The sequence below is a fragment of the Streptomyces sp. CA-210063 genome (assembly GCF_024612015.1).
In the GTDB taxonomy this organism is placed as follows: domain Bacteria; phylum Actinomycetota; class Actinomycetes; order Streptomycetales; family Streptomycetaceae; genus Streptomyces.
On the sequence record NZ_CP102512.1, the window covers coordinates 8,412,954 to 8,428,152 of the forward strand.

Below are 15,199 nucleotides of genomic sequence, written 5' to 3' on the forward strand. Positions count from 1 at the left end.
GAGTGTCATGGGGTGAGAGGTGTCATGGAGTGACGGGGCGTGCCGTGAGCCGCTGACCGTCGATCGTCACCGCACCGGTCTCCGGGTCGATCTCCGGTGCCGCCGAGGGCTCGCCGTCGCGCTTGAGGATGCCCACCTGGCGGCCGTCCGGCAGCACGATCCAGCCGCCGTCGACCTCGGCGCCGCGCACATTGGCGGTCGCCCGGTACAGCCCCGAGGGCTTGACCGTCCTGTCTGCGGTGAAGGCGTACTCGTGACCGCCGATGTCGACCGTGCCGCTGACGCTCCCGCCCTTCAGCGTGCCGTTCAGCTCGCCGCCGTTCTTGCTCGTGAGATTCATGCCGCCGTCGTCCTCGACATCGCCCTTGAGCCACGACTCCTGGTCGCGGCCGTCGCAGAAGTAGGCGACCGCCCTGCCGTCGCGCAGCGAGACGGCGATCGCGGCGGAGTCGTCGTCGGTACGGCCCGCGTAGTCGGCGTCGGCCGGTGGCGCCGGTGTCGGGCTCGGCGACGGCGAGGTCTTCGTCGGCGACGGGCTCGGCGACGGGCTCGGTGACGCCGAGGCGGGCGGCGGGTCGTTCGTGGTGGACGACGAAGTGGCGCGGGTCCCGGTCGTCGCGTTGAGCGACAGCAGGACCAGGGCCAGCACAAGCCCGCCGAGCAGTGTGAGAAGTGGTCCGGAGCGCTTCATACGAGCCTCCCCCGAGGCGTGGCGCGGACGGCCTCCCCCATGCAAGCGGACACGCGGGACGGCGTCCAGAGGCGCACGGAGGTGTTTCACCCCAAGTGGCGGGACAGTGACGTTCGCGCGACATTGTCAGGGTCTGCGGCGGTGATCCGCCCCGGGTGGATGCCGCCCGGGGCGGGCGTCTCGGCAGGCGGGCGCCGCGCACCGGCTCCGGGTGGGCTGACTAGGCTGGTCGTACAACGAGCCGGGATGTACATCAGCGAGGAGCAGAGCCGTGGCGGTACGAGCGGTCCGGGGCGCCGTCCAACTCGAGCGGGACGAGGCGGGGCACATGGACGAGCAGGTCGGCGAGCTGCTGACCGCGGTCCTGGAACGCAACGGGCTCACCCCGGACGACCTGATCAGCATCTGGTTCACGGCCACCCCCGACCTGCACAGCGACTTCCCGGCCGCCGCGGCCCGCAAGCTCGGCATCGTCGATGTGCCTCTGATCTGCGCGCAGGAACTCGACATCGAGGGCGCCATGCCCCGGGTCGTACGGATCCTCGCGCACATCGAGTCCGACCGGCCCCGCTCCGAGATCGCGCACGTCTACCTGGGCGCCGCGGCCGCCCTCCGCAAGGACATCGCCCAGTGAGAACCGCACTCGTCATCGGCACCGGGCTGATCGGCACCTCCGCCGCCCTCGCCCTCGCCCAGCGCGGTGTGACCGTCCACCTGAGCGACTACGACCCCGAGCAGGCCCGTACGGCGGCCGCGCTCGGCGCCGGCACCGACGAGGAGCCCGGCGGCCCGGTCGACCTCGCGATCGTCGCGGCCCCGCCCGCGCATGTGGCCGCGACCCTCGCCGACGCGATGCGCCGGGGTCTCGCGCGCGGCTACCTGGACGTGGCCTCCGTCAAGGGTGGCCCGCGCCGTGAGCTGGAGGAGCTGGGCCTCGACCTCTCCGCCTACATCGGCACGCACCCCATGTCGGGCCGCGAGAAGTCAGGCCCGCTGGCCGCCACCGGCGACCTCTTCGAGGGCCGCCCCTGGGTGCTCACCCCGACCCGGGACACCGACACCGAGGTCCTGAACCTCGCCCTGGAGCTGGTCTCGCACTGCCGGGCCGTCCCGGTGGTCATGGACGCGGACGCCCACGACCGGGCCGTCGCCCTGGTCTCGCACATGCCGCACCTGGTCTCCAGCCTGGTGGCCGCCCGGCTGGAGCACGCGGAAGAAGCCGCCGTGCGGCTGTGCGGGCAGGGCATCCGGGACGTGACCCGGGTCGCGGCCTCCGACCCGCGCATGTGGATCGACATCCTCTCCGCCAACCCCGGTCCCGTCGCCGACCTGCTCGCTGACGTCTCCGCCGATCTCGACGAGACCGTCCAGGCCCTGCGCGCCCTCCAGGCGTCCGACGAGGCCAAGCGCCGCGAGGGCGTCACCGGCATCGAGGACGTCCTGCGCCGCGGCAACGCCGGCCAGATCCGTGTCCCCGGCAAGCACGGATCCGCTCCGCGCGCCTACGAGGTCGTGGCCGTCCTGATCGACGACCAGCCGGGTCAGCTGGCCCGCATCTTCGCCGACGCGGGCATGGCCGGCGTCAACATCGAGGACGTCCGGATCGAGCATGCCACCGGGCAGCAGGCCGGTCTGGTGCAGTTGATGGTGGAGCCGAAGGCGGCGGTCGTGTTGACCGGGGCGTTGCGGGAGCGAGGGTGGGCGATTCGGCAGTAGGGGCGGGTGTCGGGTGTGCGGTGTGGGGGGCGGCGCGGTTTTCTCGCCCCCGCCGCCCCTACCCGTCCCATCCCCGGGGCTCCGCCCCGGACCCCGCTGGGGGCTGCGCCTCCAGGGCCCCGCTTCGGCCTGAACGGCCTCGTCCTCAAACGCCGGACGGGCTGAAGGTGCCGCCGGACCGGCTGGGAGTGCGGCTGGACGGGGGGTGCCGTCGGACCGGCTGGAGGTGCGGCCGGATGGGCTACGTGCAACCAGTACCCTTGTCCGGGGCGCTTTCCCGTCCCAGCCCACCACCTCGGACCAGGAAAGGTGCTCCCCAGTGGAACGCGCCACAGTGATCGTTGCCATCGACGGCCCCTCCGGCACGGGCAAGTCGAGCACCTCGAAGGCCGTGGCCGCGCAGCTCGGGCTGAGCTACCTGGACACGGGCGCCCAGTACCGGGCGATCACCTGGTGGATGGTCAGCAACGGCATCGACATAGAGGACCCCTCGGCGATCGCCGCGGTGGCCGGGAAGCCGGACATCGTCTCCGGCACCGACCCGTCGGCACCGACGATCACGGTCGACGGCACGGACGTCGCCGGGCCGATCCGCACCCAGGAGGTCACCTCCAAGGTCAGCGCCGTCAGCGCCGTACCGGAGGTGCGGGCCCGGATCACCGAGCTGCAGCGTTCCATCGCCTCCGGCGCGGAGAACGGCATCGTCGTCGAGGGCCGCGACATCGGTACGACCGTGCTGCCGGACGCCGACCTGAAGATCTTCCTCACCGCCTCCCCGGAGGCCCGAGCCGCCCGCCGCAGCGGTGAGCTGAAGGGCGCCGACGTCCACGCGACCCGCGAGGCCCTCCTCAAGCGGGACGCCGCCGATTCCAGCCGCAAGACCTCGCCGCTCGCCAAGGCGGACGACGCGGTCGAGGTGGACACCTCGGACCTCAGCCTCCAGCAGGTCATCGAGTGCGTCGTCACCCTCGTCGAGGAGAAGCGGGCGGGGAAGTGAGCGAGTCCTCTTTGGACCGGACTCCCTCGGTCGAGGCTCCCTCGGCACGAGGTGCCGAGGTCGGCCGACGCATCGGTGTCGGCCTGATGTACGGGCTGTGGAAGCCGCGCGTGCTGGGCGCCTGGAAGGTCCCCACGACCGGCCCGGTGATTTTCGCCGTCAACCACTCCCACATCGTCGACGGTCCGATGGTCATCGGTGTCGCGCCCCGGGCGTCGCACTTCCTGGTCAAGAAGGAGGCGTTCGTCGGTCCGTTCGGCCCGTTCATGCACGCCACCGGCCAGCTGAAGGTCGACCGCTCGACCGCCGACCGTACCGCCATCACCCGGGCGCTGGCCGTCCTGGCCAACGGCGGGGTCCTCGGCATCTTCCCGGAGGGCACCCGGGGCGAGGGTGACTTCGCCTCACTGCGCGCCGGCCTCGCGTACTTCGCGGTGCGCGGGAACGCCCCGATCGTCCCGGTCGCCGTACTGGGAAGCTCCGACAGACGCGGACGGTTGCTGAAGGCGCTGCCCCCGCTGCGCTCCCGCATCGACGTCGTCTTCGGCGACCCGTTCGAGGCGGGCGACGGCAGCGGCCGGCGTACGCGCAAGGCGCTCGACGAGGCCACCGAGCGCATCCAGAAGCACCTCAGCGCGCATCTGGACCACGCCAGGCGGCTCACGGGCCGCCGGTAAAACGCCGGGCGTCCGATCGGGCGCTGGGCGACACTGAGTAGTGGAGCACCCTGTGAGACACCGGGTGCTCCACCGATCACCACGATGAACTACGAGGTACGGACTTCATGAACGACCAGTTTCCCTCCGAGCACGAGCACGGAGAGCTTGGCGACGCCGAGTACGCGGAGTTCATGGAGCTCGCCGCGGAAGAGGGCTTCGACCTCGAGGACGTCGAGGGCGCGATCGGTGAGGCGGGCCACGGCCCGCTGCCTGTCCTCGCCGTCGTCGGCCGCCCGAACGTCGGCAAGTCGACCCTCGTGAACCGCATCATCGGCCGCCGCGAGGCCGTCGTCGAGGACAAGCCCGGCGTCACCCGCGACCGTGTCACCTACGAGGCCGAGTGGGCGGGCCGCCGCTTCAAGGTCGTCGACACCGGTGGCTGGGAGCAGGACGTCCTCGGTATCGACGCCTCCGTCGCCGCCCAGGCCGAGTACGCCATCGAGGCCGCCGACGCGGTCGTCTTCGTCGTTGACGCCAAGGTCGGCGTCACCGACACCGACGAGGCCGTCGTCCGGCTGCTCCGCAAGGCCAACAAGCCCGTGGTGCTCTGCGCCAACAAGGTCGACGGCCCGAGCGGCGAGGCCGACGCCACCGCTCTGTGGTCCCTCGGCATCGGCGAGCCGCACCCGGTCTCCTCGCTGCACGGCCGAGGCACCGGCGACATGCTGGACGCCGTCCTGGAGGCCCTGCCGGAGGCGCCCGAGCAGAGCTTCGGCACGGCGGTCGGCGGCCCCCGCCGTATCGCCCTGATCGGCCGCCCGAACGTGGGCAAGTCCTCGCTCCTCAACAAGGTGGCGAACGAGGAGCGCGTCGTCGTCAACGAGATCGCGGGCACCACCCGTGACCCGGTCGACGAGCTGATCGAACTCGGTGGCGTCATCTGGAAGTTCGTCGACACGGCGGGCATCCGCAAGCGCGTCCACCTCCAGCAGGGCGCCGACTACTACGCCTCGCTGCGCACCGCGGCGGCCGTCGAGAAGGCGGAGGTGGCCGTCATCCTCATCGACGCCTCCGAGTCCATCTCGGTCCAGGACCAGCGCATCGTGACCATGGCGGTCGAGGCCGGCCGCGCGCTGGTCATCGCGTACAACAAGTGGGACACCCTCGACGAGGAGCGCCGCTACTACCTGGAGCGGGAGATCGAGACCGAGTTCGGTCAGATCGCCTGGGCGCCCCGGGTCAATGTCTCGGCGCGCACCGGCCGTCACATGGAGAAGCTGGTCCCCGCGATCGAGACGGCCCTCGCCGGCTGGGAGACCCGCGTCCCGACGGGCCGTCTGAACGCCTTCCTCGGTGAGCTGGTCGCCGCCCACCCGCACCCGGTCCGGGGCGGCAAGCAGCCCCGTATCCTCTTCGGCACCCAGGCCGGCACCAAGCCCCCGCGCTTCGTCCTTTTCGCCTCCGGTTTCATCGAGGCGGGCTACCGCCGCTTCATCGAGCGCCGTCTGCGCGAGGAGTTCGGCTTCGAGGGCACCCCGATCCACATCTCGGTGCGGGTGCGCGAGAAGCGCGGCAAGAAGAAGTAGGAAGAACGCCGCAAGAAGAAGTAGGAAGAAGTAGACGGAAGAAGTAGCGGGAAGAGGCGGTCACGACACGAAGAGGCGGCCACCCGGCTGTCCGGGTGGCCGCCTCTTCGTATGCCCGCTTCAAAGACCTCGGCGTGGGGTCGGTGGCAGCGGCGACGGGATGTGATGCATCCCGGTGTGCCCGGTGGGGATCCGCCCGACCGGCTGCCACACGGCCGTCGTCGTGGCGGTGTGGCCGGGCTGGGAGTCGCGCTCGCGCTGGGTGGCGAGATGTCCCGCCGCGTGCCGGGCGCCGTACGAGCCGGAGTGGTACGAGCCCGTACCGCGCTGTCCGCCCGAGCCGTGCGTGAGGCTCCCGAAACCCGTGAACCCCAGATCCTCCTCCCCGTGCCGGTCACCCGGCAGGGACCGATAGGTCCTGACCCACTCCGCGTAGAGCGTGTCGTAGATGGGCGTGGCCGATGGCCCGCCCGAAGGATCCTGAGCCGGCCGCATGGACGGGATCGACTGGTAGGACTGGCGGCGAGGAGCGTCGTATGCGTGCACGTCTGTGCCAACGACCTTGCCGCGCAAGAGATGCGCTAGCTCAACCATTCAGCCTCCGGTCCAGAACCGTGCCCCGAAGGGGCGCGGGGAACTGCGCGACAAGCCCCCTGTGACCCGCAGTCATCCGACCAGCCGCATCGCTCCGGTGGGTTCTCGGCTGTCCCAGCGGAGCGATCAGGTCCCGGCCAGCGGCAACGTGGCGGCCACCAACTTCCCGTTGGCCGCCGCCTTGTCGAGCGCGTCCCGCAGCAGGTCCTCCCGAGGCTGGCGCCCGATCGATCCCACCGGCGCCGCGAACATCAGCACCTGCTGATGCTTGTTCGCGGCCGCCCGCCACGCGTCGGCGACCTGGAGCGCCTGGTGCGCCTGCCACCACGCGACCGGCGAACCGCCGGTGGTCCCCGGCTGCAGGATGGCGTGCAGCTGACCCATCGCGAGCAGGACGGACCAGCCGTGCAGCACGGGCGGGACGGAGTCGATCTGGGGGAGCGGCATGAAGCCCTGCTCGATGAGCAGCGGCAGGAAGTCGTCGCCCACGCCGGTCGTGCCCGGGCGCGCGATGGGGGCGGTCGGCTCCACCACCAGCGCCGGGTGCAACTCGCCGCTGAGCAGGATCAGTCCGCTGGTGACGCCGAGCACGGCCTGCTCGGGCGCGGCCTGGGCCGGGCTGTCCCCGGCGATGGAACGGGAGGCGCCCTGCAACTGCTCCTCGGTGACCTGGACGACCTGGGAGGGCAGACAGGTGGCGTGGGCGAAGGCGAGAACGGCCGTCTCGTCGCCGACGAAGAGGACGGTGCTGGTGCGCTCCTGCTCGGAGTCGCCGGGCGTACGGCACGACGTGCAGTCGTAGCCGCCGGGGGCGTTCTCTCCGGCGAGCAGCCGGTCGGCCTCTTCGTCGCCGATCTCGGCGCGTACCTCGTCGCTGACCTCGAGCATGCGCGGCACGGGTGGCTCCTCGGGATGCGGTGCGTGTCGGTGCCGGGTGGCGCCCGGCCCATGAGCGCGGAGGTTCCGGCTCATGAAGAAGACAACGGACGATCTGTGGCCGGAGTCACGCTCCACGACGAACGGAATCGAACCATCGGGCGCGCAGGGTGAGTCCACGGGCGGAATCGGTTACTCCGTGCCAACTTCGCCGAGTAGCGAGGAAGTTGGTCCGGTGAAGTGGGTCACAGATCGCCAGGGCGCTTGGTCGACATATCCGGAAATCAGGGAATGAAGGGGGTGTCCGGAATTGGCCGCTACTTGCGGTAATGGCGAACTGGCCTCGCATGACAAACGATTGCTTGCTGACAGGCCGTCAACCTCTCTACATTCCCGGCCGTGTGCAACGAGCACCGCTCGGGCACGTCCGCCGGCCGCGCAGAGCCAGACAGTACGCAGCACCACCTCCGGCGGACGGGGCGGAGCGCGACATCCGCGTCCATGCGCGGGAAGCGCCCCGTCCTGGGGGACCCCGGGTCCGTGGAGAGGGATCTTCATGTCCGATTGTGCCGATACCACGCGCGGCAGCGCTCGAAAGACGCGTACGACGGCGGTCCTCGCCGGGGCGGCACTCCTCGCCCCGCTCGGACTCCTGGCCGTCACCGGCAGCGCCGCGGCGGCCGACAGCGGAGTGTGGGACCGCATCGCCAAGTGCGAGAGCGGCGGCAACTGGCGCATCAACACCGGCAACGGCTACTACGGCGGCCTCCAGTTCGCCGCCGCCACCTGGCGGGCCTACGGCGGCACGGCCTACGCGGCCACCGCCGACCAGGCCTCCAAGGCCCAGCAGATCGCGATCGCCACGAAGGTCCAGCGCGCCCAGGGCTGGGGAGCGTGGCCCACCTGCGCCCGGCGCGCCGGAGCGTACGGCAGCGCGCCGGCCGCGCCCTCCACCGGCTCGGCCTCCCCCCAGTCCACCAGATCGGCTCCGTCGAGCGCGCCGTCGCGGTCCTCCAGCCACCCGGACCGCGGCTCGTCCCGCGGCGACTACACCGTCCGCCAGGGCGACACACTGAGCGGCATCGCCACCCGGCACGGCACGACCTGGCGGCAGGTCTACGCCGCCAACAAGGCCGTCATCGGCGGTGACCCCAATCTGATCGTGCCCGGGCAGCGACTCGACCTCTGACCGCTCGCCTCCGCGCTTCGGGCACCGGCGTCCCACCCGGCACACCGACCGGGTGGGACCCGTGCTCACGGCATTTCGCTCGCCTCGCCGCCGAACGCTACTACCCCGCGCCGGAGTTCGTACACGAGGACGGCCGGGACCCCACGCAACCCCGGCGGCAGGCGCTGTTCGGCGACGACCACACAGGCGTCGAGGCCGCTCAGCAGCTCGTACGTGCGGGCCGCGACCGGCGGTGACATGCCCTGGGCGGGCTCGTCGACGAGGACGACACGCGCGCGGGCCGACAGGGCGCGGGAGAGGGCGAGCATGCGCTGTTCGCCGCCGGAGAGGGTGCCGGCACGGCGGGGGAGCAGCGGTTCGAGCTGCGGATAGGCGTCCAGGGCGTACGAGATGTCCGGTGCGGCGAGTTCGAGGTTCTCCCGCACGGTGAGCGAGCCGAAGACGGCCCGCCGCTCGGGGACGAGGACGAGGCCTCGCCGGGCGCGCTCGTACGCGGGCACCCGGGTGACATCGGCCCCGTCCCACACCACGGCACCGCCGGAGAGCGGGACCGTGCCGGCGAGGGCCCGCAGCGCGGTCGTACGGCCGGAGCCGTTGCGGCCGAGGAGCACGGTCAGGCCGGGGCCCGGGGCGGCGAGGGTGAGGCCGTGCAGGGCCTCCAGGGGGCCGTAGCGGACGTGGGCGTGGCGGAGGGAGATGAGGGTCATCGTTCGACCGCCGGGTCAAGGGGGTCGAGTGAGCGCAGGACGTGGTCGGCGGGGCCGGAGGTGACGATCCGGCCCGCCGCCATGACGTGCACGACGTCCGCGAGGTCCGCGACGAGGTCGAGGTCGTGCTCGACGACCAGCAGGGCCGTGCCGTCGTCCGCGAGGGCGCGGAGCACGCGGGTGAGGGCGGCCACCTCGCCTGTGTCGAGCCCGGCGGCGGGCTCGTCGAGCAGCAGCACCCGGGGGCTTCCGGCGAGTGCCCGCGCCAACTCGACCCGCCGTAGCGTCCCGGTCGGCAGCCCGGCGGCCGGCGACATCCGCACCGGCCCGTCAAGGCCGAACAGCCGCAACGCCCGCTCCACGGCCCCGGGATCGGCGACCCGCCCCTGTTCAGCGCCCACCCGAACATTTTCGGCCACGGTCAATGACGGGAAAACGGCCAGCTGTTGAAAGGTCCGAGCGATACCGAGCCGGGTGCGGGCATGCGCGGGCAGCCGCGTGATGTCCCGCCCACCGAAGCTCACTCTCCCCTGCACGGGCCGCAGTGTTCCGGCGAGGCAGTGGAACAGGGTGCTCTTCCCGGCCCCGTTGGGACCCACGACCGCGCTGACCCGGCCGGGCAGGACATCGAGGTCCACGCCGTCGAGAGCGGTGAACTCGCCGTAGCGGACGTGGAGATGGCGGGCTCGGAGGGAGGGGGTGGGAGGAGGGGTGGGGTGCGGGGTGTGCGTGGCGCCGTCGACCGGGGCGGGCCCGGCGACCGGCCCCGGCCGAGGAGGGTGGTTGGGGCCGGCTGGGGGGACGTGCCCGGAGGCGGGTCGGGGAGGGTGGTTCGGGCTGACCGGGGGGCCGTGCCCGGTGCGGGTGTCGGGGTGCCGGGCGGACAGCTGATCCGGCGTGTGATCCGGCTTGCCGGACTGCTCCCCGCCCCGCTGCATGGGCTCCGCCCCGCTTGGCCGCCTGTCGCCAGGCGTTGCCTCGCCCGGCGTCGCTCGGTACGGGGTTGCTCCGTCCGGTGTCGCTCGGCTCGGTGTGCCCTCGTCCGGTGTCGCTCGGTACGGGGTTGCTTCGTCCGGTGTCGCTCGGCTCGGTGTGCCCTCGTCCGGTGTCGCTCGGCTCGGGGTCGCTTCGCCCGGTGTCGTCTCGCTTTGGGGTGCTCCGCCCGGTGTCCCCTCGCCCTGCCTCGCTCCGTCCTGCGTCGCTCCGTCCTGCGTCGCTCCGTCCTGCGTCGCTCCGTCCTGCGTCGCTCCGTCCTGCGTCGCTCCCTCCTGCGGCGCTCCGCCCGGTGTTCCCTCGTTCGGCATTCCCTCGGTCGGTGTCCCCTCGCCCCGCGGCGAGAGCCCGGACCCGGTCGGGGTCCGCCGTCGACCGGGGCCGCCTCGTCTTCGGCCGGTGTCCGTGGTGTCGGCGGCATGAGTGCCGCTGTTCGCGGACCCGCCTTCGGTGGGTTCTCGGCCGTTGGACCGGCCATCCATGTCCTGTCCTGCCCCTTCCGCGCTCCCTGCTCGTGCCCAGCCGTCCGCCGCGGCGACCGCCGGTGCCGTGGCGTCGCCGGCGTCCTGCCCCGCCTTTGCGGCGCGTCCGTCCGCTGCCGAGGCCCCCGCCGTTGCCGTCGCCCCAGCCAACGCGGTCGGACGCTGTCGAGCCGCCCCGGCCCGGGCGCCTGCCCGTACCCGCTCGCGGACTCGTACTCCCACCGGCGTCAGCCGGGCCCGCTGCCCTGCTGCCGGCTCGGTCCCGCGCACGGCACCCGGCCGCAGGCGTAGGACCCCCGCGCGCACCGCCTCGTAGGGCCCGCCGGGGAAGCGGCCCACCAGCACCGCCAGGACGCCGATCACCGCGGCCGCCACGCCACCCTTCGTGCCCGCGTCCAGCCCGACCAGGAGGGCGGCCGCCGCGAGGGCGCCGAGGGTGCTGTCGGCGCCCAGGACGACGATCGCGGCGAACCAGAGGAGGCCGCGGACGGGGTCGTAGGCGGCGGGGTCGAAGGCGCGGACGCCCATGGCGAGCAGGCCGCCGCCGAGGGCGGCGAGGGCGGCGCCGGCCACGAAGGCCGTGAGTTTCAACGACGGCACGCGTACCCCCGCCGCCGACGCCCCCGCCTCGTGGTCCCGCATGGCGGCGAGGGCACGGCCCGTACGGCCTCGGCGCAGGGCGCGGGTGACCAGCAGGGCCAGCGCCAGCAACCCCAACTCCAGGACGTAGTACGCGCGGTCGCCCTCGAAGCCCGCAGGTCGGGTGAGCGTGAGGCCCGACGTCGCGTACGGCTGGGCGAAGACGAAGCGGCTCACTCCGACGCCCACCGCGAACGTCGCCAGGGCCAGGGCCAGGCCGCGGCGGCTGATGGCGGGCCAGCCGGTCAGCAGGCCGAGGGGGGCCACCAGGAGTACGGCCACCAGCAGGGAGGTCAGTTCGGGGAGCACGGTGAAGTAGGGGAAGCGGCCGGCCGACAGCAGCGCCGTGAAGAGCGCGCCCAGGCCCGCGTACGCCGCCTGGCCGAGGGAGATCTGGCCGCCCCGGCCCGTCACCACCACCAGGGAGAGCAGGATCACGCCCAGCGCGGGCACCTGGACGGACGTGTGCAGGTCCCGGCCCGCGAAGCCCAACGGGATCAGGAACAGCAGGACCGCCACGATCCAGACCCCGGCGGGTGTCTCCACCCGCGCGGTCGCCGTACGGGGCAGGGCGTCGCGCGTGCCGACGCCGGGCAGGACCAGGGCCGCGACCAGGAGGGCCACGACGAAGAGGTTGGCGCCCACCGCCTGGAGCAACGGCTCCGCCCAGCCCGACGGGTGGAGCCGGGTCAGCTGGCTCTGGGCGATCCCGATGCCCAGCGCCACCACCACGGCCACCGGCAGGCTGCGCATCCGGGCGGCGACCGCCACGGCGACCACCTCCATCACCAGGAGCGGCAGGCCGTACGGGTCGAGGCGTACGTACGGGGCCAGCAGGACGCCCGTCAGGCCCGCCGTGAAGGAGCCGAACGCCCAGCCCGCGGCGGCCACCCGGTCGGCGTCGATGCCGCCCAGGACGGCGAGAGAACGGTCGTCCACGACGGCGCGGAGCTCCCGGCCGAAGCGGGTCCAGCGCGTCGCCGCACCCACGGCCGCGGCGACCGCCACGGCCACCGCCAGCGGGACCCACGGGTCGGCCGACACCACCGTCGGAGCGTCGGCCCGTGCCCCCTGTCCCCACAGCAGCGCGGCCCCGCCGACGAGCAGGACGAAGACGCCGATGGAGGCCACGAGGGTCTGCGCGGGGTCGCCGCCGAGGACGGCGAGCGGGCGGAAGACGAAACGTTCCAGGGCCAGGCCGAGGGCGGGGGCCACGACCAGCAGGGTCACCGAGGCGCCGAGCCACAGGGGCCGGCCCCACTCCACGGTGAACTGGCGCAGCAGATACGCGCACACCATCGCGATCGCCCCGTGCGCGAAGTTCAGCACGCCGGTGGCCCGGTATGTCACGATCAGGCCGATTCCGGTGAGGGCCGCCGCGCTGCCCACCGAGAGCCCGGCCAGCGTGAGGTCGTACGTCAGCGACGCCATCAGCCCTCCGCGGGCTCGGCCGAGTCGCTCGCCGAGGGCGCTTCGCAGATCGGGCACGGCCGCAGTTCGCCGCCGGCCAGCACCCGGGAGTCCACCGGCACCGCTTCCGCCTTGCCGGACACCAGGGGGCAGTCCGCGCGGTGCCAGAGGGTGCCGCCGGGCACCATCAGCAGCTTGCCGCTGGTGGCGAGGGGCGCGGCCGCCGCCCGCCCGGACTCGTCGGAGGCGTCGGCCGGCTCGGCGGTGACCAGGAGGCCGTAGAGCTCCTCGACACGCGTGGCCGCCAGGGCGTTCCGGCCGTGGGCGAGGAGGACCGTGCCCGCGATGATCAGCGCGGCGCCGGGGACCGTGCAGGAGGCCAGATAGGGGAGCTGGCGTTCGGCGAAGCGCTCGCCGGAGATGCCGTACCAGCCGACGACGCACAGCACCGCACCACCGGCGAGCGCGGCCCAGCCGGCCCAGAGGACGGGGTTCACGGTCCGCAGTCGGGCTGTCCGCATCGGGGCTCCCACACGTCGTGTGTCTGTCCATTGCAGCCGATGGCTTGCACTATGCCTTCTGCAACCTGACCCTGAAAGCACCGGGCGCCTACCGCCCGGACCGACACCCGGTGGTGAGCCAGATGGTTCTCGGGAGCGACCTCAGGCGGGCGAACGGACGGCGGGGCCGCGGCCCACGGACGGCGGGACGGGGTACGGCCCTGGCCGCGGCCCTGGCCCTCCTCCTCGCCCCGGCCCTCGCGGCGTGCGGCGACGACAGCGGTGGCGACGGCGACACGACGCCGCCCACCCCGTCGGTGGAACGGACGACCAGCGAGCCGGCCGAGGAGAGCACCAGCGCGAGCGGTCCCGCGGACACGGCGGCGGCCGAGAAGGAGATCAAGGAGAACTGGAAGAAGTTCTTCGATCCGAAGACCTCCACCGAGGAGAAGCAGGCGGTCCTGGAGAACGGCGAGGAGATGGGCCCGGTGCTGACCGCGTTCAGCGGTGACGAGCGCGGCGGACAGGTCGAGGCCGAGGTCCAGAAGGTCGCCTTCACCTCGGCGACCGACGCCGATGTGACCTACACCCTGCTCCTGGAGGGCGCCACGGCCCTGCCGGACGCGGCCGGGACGGCCGTCGAGCAGGACGGCACCTGGAAGGTCTCCGTCAAGACACTCTGCGGGCTGGTCGCGCTGAGCGGCAATGCGACACCGGGCCCGGGCTGCTGAGTCCGCCGCCGTAGGCCTGCTGCTTCTGTTGGCCACGGCCTGCGGCAGCCGGCTCCCGGAGAGCGACTTCGAGCGCCGGGACGCCACCACCGCAGCCCCGCAGAGCGTGGAGCCCCTGCGCGTCGGCATCATCACCAGCGTCACCAGCCCGGTCGGCGGCGCCGCGTTCACCGGGCCGCGCGACGGGGCGAAGGCCTACTTCGCCGCCCTCAACGCGCGCGGCGGCATCGACGGCCGCCGGGTCGAGGTGCGGGAGTGCGACGACGGGGGCAGCGGCGTCGGCAACAACGAGTGCGTGCACCAACTCGTCGAGGAGGACGGCGTGGTGGCCCTCGTCGCCACCACCGCCCTCGACTACGCGGGCGCCTCCCGCGTCGCCCACGCGCGCGTGCCCGACATCGGCGGCCAGCCCATCGGCCCGGCGTACGACACCTATCCGCACCTGTACAGCGTCTACGGCAGCCTCGCGCCCCGGAACGGCACGACCGGCTGGGACGGGAAGCAGTACGGCGGCACCGAGGTCTACCGCTACTTCAAGCGCGAGCACGGCGCCCGCACCGCCGCCGTGGTCTCGTACAACCAGTCCGCGTCGGCCGCGTACGCGCGGCTGGTCGTCCAGGGGCTGAAGGCCGAGGGCTACGAGGTGGTCACCGAGCAGGTCGACTTCGCGCTGCCCAACTTCCGCGCGGCCGCCGCCGACATCAAGGAGCAGGGCGCCGACCTGGTCTTCGACGCCATCGACAGCCACGGCAACGCCCGGCTCTGCCAGGCGATGGACGAGGTCGGCGCCGAGGTCACCGCCAAGGTCACCAACGTGCAGAACTGGACCTCCACCGTCGCCGAGGACTACAAGGACGCCCCGCGCTGCCGCAACGCCCTGTGGGCCACCGGGTCGAGCCGCAACCACGAGGACGACGGCGACGAGGCCGTACGGGAGTTCCGGGACGCGACGAAGGGTCTGAACACGCACTCCCAGTGGCAGTTGGAGGGCTGGGCGGCCGCGATGTGGTTCACGGACGCGGCGCGAGCGTGTGCCGGGAGCCAGGACGGTGTCACGCGCGCGTGCGTCGACCGGTTCATGAACCGCGACGAGCCCTACAGCGCCGACGGGCTGCTTCTCCCCGTCCGCTTCGAGCGGCTCGCCGAGCCCCCGAAGACCCGCAGGACCTGCGTGTCGGTGGCCCGCTGGCAGGACGGGAAGGGGTGGGTGAGCCAGGGGGACATGAACGACAACTGCTTCGACGTACCGCAGCTGCCCTACCGGCCCTGATGCACGTCGAAGCGAACAGGTTCCCTCATCCGGCTATCGATCAGGCAACTGTTGCAGAACGAGTTGATGATGACGTCCAACCATTCCCAGGGAACCCGGGTCTCACCGTATGGCGGTGGACCAGAACCGCGACTGATGGATGACCGGGGAAAACAGGGG

At 72.7% G+C, this 15,199-nt stretch carries 14 protein-coding genes; 8 read left to right on the top strand and 6 right to left on the bottom strand.

Annotated features, from left to right (window positions below):
- Positions 1–22 precede the first annotated feature (22 nt).
- The gene (locus tag JIX56_RS36780) at positions 23–691 is read right to left on the bottom strand and encodes a hypothetical protein (RefSeq protein ID WP_257547090.1); all 669 of its coding nucleotides are present in this window, start codon (positions 689–691) and stop codon (positions 23–25) included.
- Positions 692–962: 271 nt separating this feature from the next.
- Here JIX56_RS36780 and aroH point away from each other — a divergent pair, with 271 nt between their 5' ends.
- The 5 genes from aroH (at position 963) to der (ending at position 5,649) form a co-directional block, all read left to right on the top strand.
- A complete protein-coding gene (gene aroH / locus JIX56_RS36785; protein ID WP_257547092.1) occupies positions 963–1,325 on the top strand; it encodes a chorismate mutase in 363 nt (120 codons plus the stop codon).
- A complete protein-coding gene (locus JIX56_RS36790) occupies positions 1,322–2,407 on the top strand; it encodes a prephenate dehydrogenase (protein ID WP_257547093.1) in 1,086 nt (361 codons plus the stop codon). The genes aroH and JIX56_RS36790 overlap by 4 nt, the downstream gene beginning before the upstream one ends.
- A 319-nt stretch (positions 2,408–2,726) precedes the next feature.
- The gene (gene cmk / locus JIX56_RS36795; protein WP_257547095.1) at positions 2,727–3,404 is read left to right on the top strand and encodes a (d)CMP kinase; all 678 of its coding nucleotides are present in this window, start codon (positions 2,727–2,729) and stop codon (positions 3,402–3,404) included.
- Positions 3,362–4,081 carry a lysophospholipid acyltransferase family protein gene (locus tag JIX56_RS36800; RefSeq protein ID WP_257547097.1) on the top strand — a complete coding sequence of 240 codons (720 nt, stop codon included), beginning with the start codon at positions 3,362–3,364 and terminating at the stop codon, positions 4,079–4,081. The genes cmk and JIX56_RS36800 overlap by 43 nt, the downstream gene beginning before the upstream one ends.
- A gap of 107 nt (positions 4,082–4,188) precedes the next feature.
- Complete coding sequence (gene der / locus JIX56_RS36805) at positions 4,189–5,649, top strand: ribosome biogenesis GTPase Der (protein ID WP_257547098.1); 1,461 nt, start codon at positions 4,189–4,191, stop codon at positions 5,647–5,649.
- Between the two features lie 120 nt (positions 5,650–5,769).
- On the opposite strand, the gene JIX56_RS36810 is transcribed toward der, so the two are convergent.
- Together JIX56_RS36810 and JIX56_RS36815 are read right to left on the bottom strand one after the other, a co-directional pair.
- Entirely contained in the window at positions 5,770–6,195 is a 426-nt protein-coding gene (locus JIX56_RS36810) for a hypothetical protein (RefSeq protein WP_257547100.1), read from the bottom strand.
- 174 nt (positions 6,196–6,369) lie between these two features.
- On the bottom strand, positions 6,370–7,140 hold the full coding sequence (locus tag JIX56_RS36815; protein WP_257547102.1) for a hypothetical protein: 771 nt from the start codon (positions 7,138–7,140) through the stop codon (positions 6,370–6,372).
- Between the two features lie 535 nt (positions 7,141–7,675).
- Between JIX56_RS36815 and JIX56_RS36820 the strand changes: the two genes are divergently transcribed.
- A complete protein-coding gene (locus JIX56_RS36820) occupies positions 7,676–8,308 on the top strand; it encodes a LysM peptidoglycan-binding domain-containing protein (protein ID WP_257547104.1) in 633 nt (210 codons plus the stop codon).
- Between the two features lie 65 nt (positions 8,309–8,373).
- Here JIX56_RS36820 and JIX56_RS36825 read toward each other — a convergent pair whose 3' ends face one another.
- The 3 genes from JIX56_RS36825 to JIX56_RS36835 are packed head-to-tail and all read right to left on the bottom strand — an operon-like array spanning position 8,374 to position 13,060.
- A complete protein-coding gene (locus JIX56_RS36825; protein ID WP_257547106.1) occupies positions 8,374–9,015 on the bottom strand; it encodes an ATP-binding cassette domain-containing protein in 642 nt (213 codons plus the stop codon).
- Positions 9,012–12,560, bottom strand: a complete 3,549-nt coding sequence (locus JIX56_RS36830) for an ABC transporter permease subunit (RefSeq protein WP_257547108.1) — start codon at positions 12,558–12,560, stop codon at positions 9,012–9,014. Before JIX56_RS36830 ends, JIX56_RS36825 begins: the two co-directional genes overlap by 4 nt.
- Complete coding sequence (locus tag JIX56_RS36835) at positions 12,560–13,060, bottom strand: hypothetical protein (protein WP_257547110.1); 501 nt, start codon at positions 13,058–13,060, stop codon at positions 12,560–12,562. The genes JIX56_RS36830 and JIX56_RS36835 overlap by 1 nt, the downstream gene beginning before the upstream one ends.
- A 122-nt stretch (positions 13,061–13,182) precedes the next feature.
- On the opposite strand from JIX56_RS36835, the gene JIX56_RS36840 reads away from it, so the two are divergent.
- Both JIX56_RS36840 and JIX56_RS36845 read left to right on the top strand, forming a co-directional pair.
- Positions 13,183–13,770 carry a hypothetical protein gene (locus tag JIX56_RS36840; RefSeq protein ID WP_257547112.1) on the top strand — a complete coding sequence of 196 codons (588 nt, stop codon included), beginning with the start codon at positions 13,183–13,185 and terminating at the stop codon, positions 13,768–13,770.
- The gene (locus tag JIX56_RS36845) at positions 13,745–15,040 is read left to right on the top strand and encodes an ABC transporter substrate-binding protein (RefSeq protein ID WP_257547114.1); all 1,296 of its coding nucleotides are present in this window, start codon (positions 13,745–13,747) and stop codon (positions 15,038–15,040) included. Before JIX56_RS36840 ends, JIX56_RS36845 begins: the two co-directional genes overlap by 26 nt.
- Positions 15,041–15,199 lie beyond the last annotated feature (159 nt).

Excerpts from the sequence above, each read along its gene's own strand:
- JIX56_RS36780 (WP_257547090.1), bottom strand. The coding sequence starts at position 691 with ATGAAGCGCTCCGGACCACTTCTCACACTGCTCGGCGGGCTTGTGCTG.
- der (WP_257547098.1), top strand. The coding sequence starts at position 4,189 with ATGAACGACCAGTTTCCCTCCGAGCACGAGCACGGAGAGCTTGGCGAC.
- JIX56_RS36820 (WP_257547104.1), top strand. The coding sequence starts at position 7,676 with ATGTCCGATTGTGCCGATACCACGCGCGGCAGCGCTCGAAAGACGCGT.
- JIX56_RS36825 (WP_257547106.1), bottom strand. The coding sequence starts at position 9,015 with ATGACCCTCATCTCCCTCCGCCACGCCCACGTCCGCTACGGCCCCCTG.
- JIX56_RS36830 (WP_257547108.1), bottom strand. The coding sequence starts at position 12,560 with ATGGCGTCGCTGACGTACGACCTCACGCTGGCCGGGCTCTCGGTGGGC.
- JIX56_RS36835 (WP_257547110.1), bottom strand. The coding sequence starts at position 13,060 with ATGCGGACAGCCCGACTGCGGACCGTGAACCCCGTCCTCTGGGCCGGC.
- JIX56_RS36840 (WP_257547112.1), top strand. The coding sequence starts at position 13,183 with ATGGTTCTCGGGAGCGACCTCAGGCGGGCGAACGGACGGCGGGGCCGC.
- JIX56_RS36845 (WP_257547114.1), top strand. The coding sequence starts at position 13,745 with ATGCGACACCGGGCCCGGGCTGCTGAGTCCGCCGCCGTAGGCCTGCTG.